This is a genomic window from Arthrobacter sp. Dra40, assembly GCF_059091905.1.
In genome coordinates this window covers 1-5,462 of the sequence record NZ_JBNHHB010000290.1, presented here as the reverse complement: position 1 = coordinate 5,462, position 5,462 = coordinate 1, and the positions used below count along the sequence as shown (strand labels likewise).

Genomic DNA, 5,462 nt, shown 5'->3' with positions numbered 1-5,462 from the left:
GGAAGCTTTTCCGCATAAAGGCATCGATTATGCGGAGGCGCCACCGGCCGACCAGCGTGCAGAAGCCGCCAAGAGCTGGAGCCCGTACCCGGCGCCCAGTCCGCGATCCGCCAATACATACTCGACGTCGAACCGCTGCTTCGAAACGGGGCGACCCTCGAACTCGATGGTCGGCGACCGGTCCCGGAACTGGCGGATGAAGTTGAACGTCTCATCGCGACGTATGTTGGGGACTGACGCCCGATAATCGATCGGCTAGCAGGCACACCTGGGCGTCATTTGGTGCTGCGGTAAGCAAAACCGAAAGGCAGTGCCGTCGATGAGCGTCATTCCGAACGACGGACACCGAAGGTGGACCGCGGCCCCGGGAGGGATTCGAGTACGGGCTCGACCTGTCACCGGTTCGAAGTGGACTTCTTCGCGTACCCGCTCAGATCGGTCAACGGCGGACCCGATAGCGCAGGTGAAGCACCCGGTTGCCCTGAATCACGACGTCGGGATCCTCCAATAGGTGCTGTGCGTGGACCGACCCGAAGTAGCGCTTGCCGGACCCGAATACGACGGGTACGACGTCCATCCGCACCTCGTCGACCAGGCCCGCGGCAAGCACTTGGCCACCGACGTCGCCGGCGGCGACCTCGACGATGCGGTCGCCCGCGAGCTCCTGCGCCTTGGCCACGGCTGCCTCGACGCCGTCGGCGAAGGTAAACGGCGCCTCGGGGTCCCAGCCCTCGGGCTTCGGCCGGTGCGTCACGACGACCACGTGGTCGATCCCGCCCGGAGGCTTCCCGTCCCAGCCGTCAGTCATGTCGAAGACGTGGCGGCCGACGATTGTCGCCCCGATCTGGTCCCAGTACGGCCGGGTGTAGTCGTAGGACGTCTGCGACACCTTCACCGCGCCGCTCTCGTCCAACGGGACGTCACCGCTGGACAACCAGTCGAACAGCGGTCCGGGCTGGTCGTTCTCGTCCGCGACGAAGCCGTCCACCGACACCGAGCTGTACATGACCACCTTGCCCACGGGGCTCTCCTTTGCTTTGGTGTCAGGAATGAGGTTGTTGAAGCGCGTTGGCTCCGGCTCAGACTCTTCCTGAATCGTAATCCGTGGCACCAGCCCGTCTTTCGAGACGCTGTGCCAGAGTGTCGTCGTCATCCTCACCAATGACGGGACAGGCCCGCGATGCTGACCGCGTCGCGGACCTTACCCGTGAGCTCGGCGACCAGTCCCTCGAGCGGTCCCTTTCCCACACTCCTGCGCCAGACGACGGCACATAGGAGAAAGGTTATGGTCTGGATAGCCACAGACATGACCGGCCGGTCGTCGGCCAAAATGTCGTCGGCCACGATGATGATGTGGGCGGAGTAGAAGGTCAGCGTCATTGACCCCAAGGCAGCGATGGGTTCCAAAGCCTTACCGGCATAAGGGGCCAGGAGAAGGATAGCGCCGAGGGCGGCCACGGCTGTTCCCAGGGTCTGCAGGATGGTGATTGGCGTCGAGGTGTAGGGAGCCAAAACCGCCAGCCACCAGCCTGTTGTCGCGGGCAGGGTTGCCGCATCGCCGCCGAACGCGAGGACACCGTTGATTCCTGCCTCTCCGAGGGCGGGAGTAGCTGCAACGAGGCGCCCGTAGCCTCCCGCCGGGCCGAGGAGGAATGCAGAGAGCGACCACATGCAGGCCGCCAAAAGTGTGCCGGCGCCGAACAGCAGGAGTGCGACACGTTTGGAGGTGAGGTTGAGCCGTCCGATGGTGATTCCTACGCAGATGTAGGCGAGCCAGGGCACGGCTGGGTAGAAGCCGGTCAGGAGCATGTCGAGCAGGAAGCGGCCGGGCTCGCGCACGATGATCCCGAAGGTGTAGTCGGCATCGAGCGGGTGGTAGGTCGGCCACCACGCACGAACAAGCTGCATGGCCACCGGGCCCAGGACCGCGAAGCCCGCTGCCAGGACCAACAGGGTGCGCCGGGACAGTGACACCAGTGGGATCGCGAGCAGGAAGAGGATCCCGTAGTACGTGAGGATGACCAAATTCGGGCTGTCCGTGTATCCGAGCAGGGCGCCGATCGAGGCTATGAGCACCGCACGCACTGCCAGGGCGGCACGGTCGGCGGTCAGGGCCCGACCGGTGTGGGGGCTCCGCCCGCCGGTGAGGAACGCCGTTGAAACGCCAGCCAGCAGGGCGAACAGGGCGGCAGCCCGTCCGCCGAACAGGATCCACTCCAGTGAGGGGCTGCCGTCATCCATCTTGGCGGGCAGGAGATGGATGGCTATGAGGCCGATCAGGGCAAGACCCCGTGCTGCGTCCACGGCAGCCACGCGGCCAGTGCCGCCAGCGGTCCCGGACGGTCCGGAACGTTCCTTCGTCTCCGGATCCGGGTTGCCGATTTTCCCTGACGGCAATAACGGGGGGCGAAAAATCATTGCAGATCCTTTGAGTGACCCCCGCGTTCGGGCCGGCGGTGCAGCCGTCCGCGATGTTTGACCTGCCGAAACTAGCCCGGCCGGCGTTACTTTGGCGTTACTGCGCCGTTACTGCTGCACACGGCGTCTTAAAGACTCATTGGAAGGAGAATCCGGCGAAATCGACCGTTGCGGCTCGCGGCACCACCCAGAGGATGTGCGGCTAGGTACCCAGAGGATGTGCAGCCAGGTACCGTCGGGCATGGGAAGCAGGCCAGGCCGCGCAGACAGCGCAGCCGGGCACCGAACACGCCGGCTTAGGAGTCTTTGGCCCCCTCCGGCGCGATCGGCGACAGGGACGGACCGATGGCGTCCACCGACTGGGACAGCGGGATGCCGGAGCCGTCGCGGCGGCCGTGCTCGGTGGGCAGGGCGCGCGAGGCTCCGTTGGCAGAGCTGGCCTTCGCCGGACCGTGCCCGGCCCACGCCAGCGACAGCATGTCCTCGCCCTTCAGGAAGCGGTGTGCACGCACTCCGCCGGTGGCACGGCCCTTGGCCGGGTACTCGGCGAACGGGGTGACCTTGACGGAGCCCGGGGAGGTGCCGGGCAGGGCCTCCTGGGTGGAGGCCACGGTGACCACGACGGCGTCGGCGTCCTTGGCGGACACCGCACCGAAGAACGTCACCGCGTCTCCGTCGCCCAGCTTGATGCCGGCCACGCCCCCGGCAGTACGGCCTTGGGCGCGGACGGCTGAGGCCGGGAAGTGAAGCAGTTGTGCCTGCCGGGTGATGAAGACCAGTTCGTCGTCGTCCGCCGGAACGCTCAGGCCCACAACATAGTCCTTGGGCTTGAGCGCGATGATCTCCCAGTCGTCCCGGTTCAGCGGGTAGTCCGGCGTCACGCGCTTGGCCACGCCCTGTGCTGTGCCAAGGGCCAGTACCTTGTCCAGCGGCGCCAAAGCGACCAAAGATTCGCCCTTCGCCAACGTCACGAATTCGGTGACCGGTACGCCGCCTGCCAGATTTGGTGACCCGGCGGCACCGGCGAGCACCGGCATGTCCAGGACCGGAAGCCGCAGCATCCGGCCCAGTGAGGTCACCGCTCCGATTTCGGCCCGCGCCGTAGCCCGGACGGCCGAGGTGAGGACGTCGTGCCGAAGCCGCTGGCCGTCCGCCAAGGGCTCCTGGTCCACCGTGCGGGCCAGCTGGCCGGACGCCGACAGCAGGACCCAGCACGGGTCGTCCGCAATCTGCAGCGGCAGGGCAGCCTTGGCGTTCTTGCCAGCGGGCGCGGCGGAGGGCAGTGCTGTTCCCCGCAGCGGTGCGGCCGCCTCCGACTCGAGCAGCACGGTCCGCCGCGGCGTGGCGTAGAGGGCGGACACTTCGCCCAGCTCGTCGGAGACCAGTTGACGCAGCATGGACTCGTTGGCCAGGATCTCCTCCAGTTCGGCAATCTCGCGGCGCAGTTCGTCCTGTTCCTTCTCCAGTTCAATCCGCGAGTACTTGGTCAGCTGGCGCAGTCGCAGTTCGAGGATGTAGTTGGCCTGGATTTCGGACAGGTCGTAAATGGCCATCAGCCGTTCACGGGCTGCGGCGGCCTCTTCCGAAGAGCGGATGATCTGGATGACCTCGTCGATGTCCACGATGGCAATCAGCAGGCCTTCGACCAGATGCAGCCGGTCCTTCTTTTTGCCCAATCGGAACGCGGTCCGCCGCCGCACCACGCCGATCCTGTGGTCGACGTAGACCTGCAGCAATTCCATCAGACCCAGCGTGCGGGGCTGCCCGTCAACCAGCGTGACATTGTTGATGCCGAACGAATCCTCCATCGGCGAATAGCGGTACAGCTGGGCCAGCACCGCGTTGGGATTGAAGCCGTTCTTCAGCTCAATCACCAGGCGCAGGCCGTGCTGCCGGTCGGTCAGGTCCACGATGTCGCTGATGCCCTGCAGCTTCTTGGACGTGACCGCGTCCTTGATTTTCTCGATCACCTTTTCGGGGCCGACGCCGTAGGGCAGCTCGGTGACCACCAGTCCGGTGCGGCGGGCGGTGAGCTTCTCCACCTCCACCTTGGCGCGGGTCTTGAAGGAGCCGCGCCCTGTGGCGTAAGCATCGCGGATCCCGTCCAGGCCCACGATCCTGCCGCCCGAGGGAAGGTCCGGTCCCGGGACGAACCGCATGATGTCCTCGAGCGTCGCCTCCGGGTTCGCGATCAGGTGCTGGGCCGCAGCGATTACTTCACCCAGGTTGTGCGGCGCCATGTTGGTGGCCATGCCGACGGCGATACCGGAGGACCCGTTGACCAGCAGGTTGGGGAATGCGGCCGGGAGCACCTCGGGCTGCATCAGCTGGTTGTCATAGTTTGGAACGAAGTCCACCACGTCTTCGTCCAGGTGATCGGTCAGCGCCAGGGCCGGGGCAGCGAGGCGGGCCTCGGTGTAGCGGGGCGCCGCCGGACCGTCGTCGAGTGATCCGAAGTTGCCGTGGCCGTCAATCAGCGGCATCCGCAGGGAGAAGGACTGCGCCATGCGCACCATCGCGTCGTAGATGGCCGTGTCCCCGTGCGGGTGCAGCTTGCCCATTACTTCGCCAACCACTCGGGCGGACTTCACATGCCCCCGGTCCGGCCGCAGCCCCATCTGGGACATCATGTAGAGAATGCGGCGCTGCACAGGCTTCAACCCGTCGCGGGCGTCGGGCAGCGCGCGCGAGTAGATGACCGAGTAGGCGTATTCGAGGAAGGAGCCTTCCATCTCGGAGGTCACGTCGATATCGACGATGTTCTCCGTGTAGTCCTCTTCGGGGGCAGGAGTCTGGCGGCGGGGCATGGGTAGAGCTTCGGTCCTTAGTTAAAAGTTGCGGATACAGTGAGTTTATGGCGCAAGAGGCTGATTCCCCGGATTATCCGGATTATTGGGAAGCGGATGTCGTGCTGCGCGACGGCGGGACAGCGCACCTGCGTCCGATCGTCCCCGCGGACGCCGAGGCCCTGCAGGCCTTCCACGTGGGGCAATCGGAAAGCTCCATCTACCTGCGTTTTTTCACTTTCAAGTCCAAGCTCAGCC

At 65.7% G+C, this 5,462-nt stretch carries 4 protein-coding genes; 1 reads left to right on the top strand and 3 read right to left on the bottom strand.

The window, feature by feature from the left end:
• Positions 1–439: 439 nt before the first annotated feature.
• The 3 genes from AC5RWT_RS34130 to AC5RWT_RS34120 all read right to left on the bottom strand — a co-directional run bounded on the left by AC5RWT_RS34130 (position 440) and on the right by AC5RWT_RS34120 (position 5,225).
• Positions 440–1,021, bottom strand: coding sequence for a dihydrofolate reductase family protein (locus AC5RWT_RS34130; RefSeq protein WP_494084091.1), 582 nt, complete (start codon positions 1,019–1,021; stop codon positions 440–442).
• A gap of 134 nt (positions 1,022–1,155) precedes the next feature.
• Positions 1,156–2,418: a heparan-alpha-glucosaminide N-acetyltransferase domain-containing protein gene (locus tag AC5RWT_RS34125; protein WP_494084090.1), complete on the bottom strand. Its 1,263-nt coding sequence runs from the start codon at positions 2,416–2,418 to the stop codon at positions 1,156–1,158.
• Positions 2,419–2,714: 296 nt separating this feature from the next.
• Complete coding sequence (locus tag AC5RWT_RS34120; RefSeq protein WP_494084089.1) at positions 2,715–5,225, bottom strand: DNA gyrase/topoisomerase IV subunit A; 2,511 nt, start codon at positions 5,223–5,225, stop codon at positions 2,715–2,717.
• Positions 5,226–5,272: 47 nt separating this feature from the next.
• Between AC5RWT_RS34120 and AC5RWT_RS34115 the strand changes: the two genes are divergently transcribed.
• A partial coding sequence (locus AC5RWT_RS34115) for a hypothetical protein (protein WP_494084088.1) occupies positions 5,273–5,462 on the top strand: 190 nt, incomplete at its 3' end.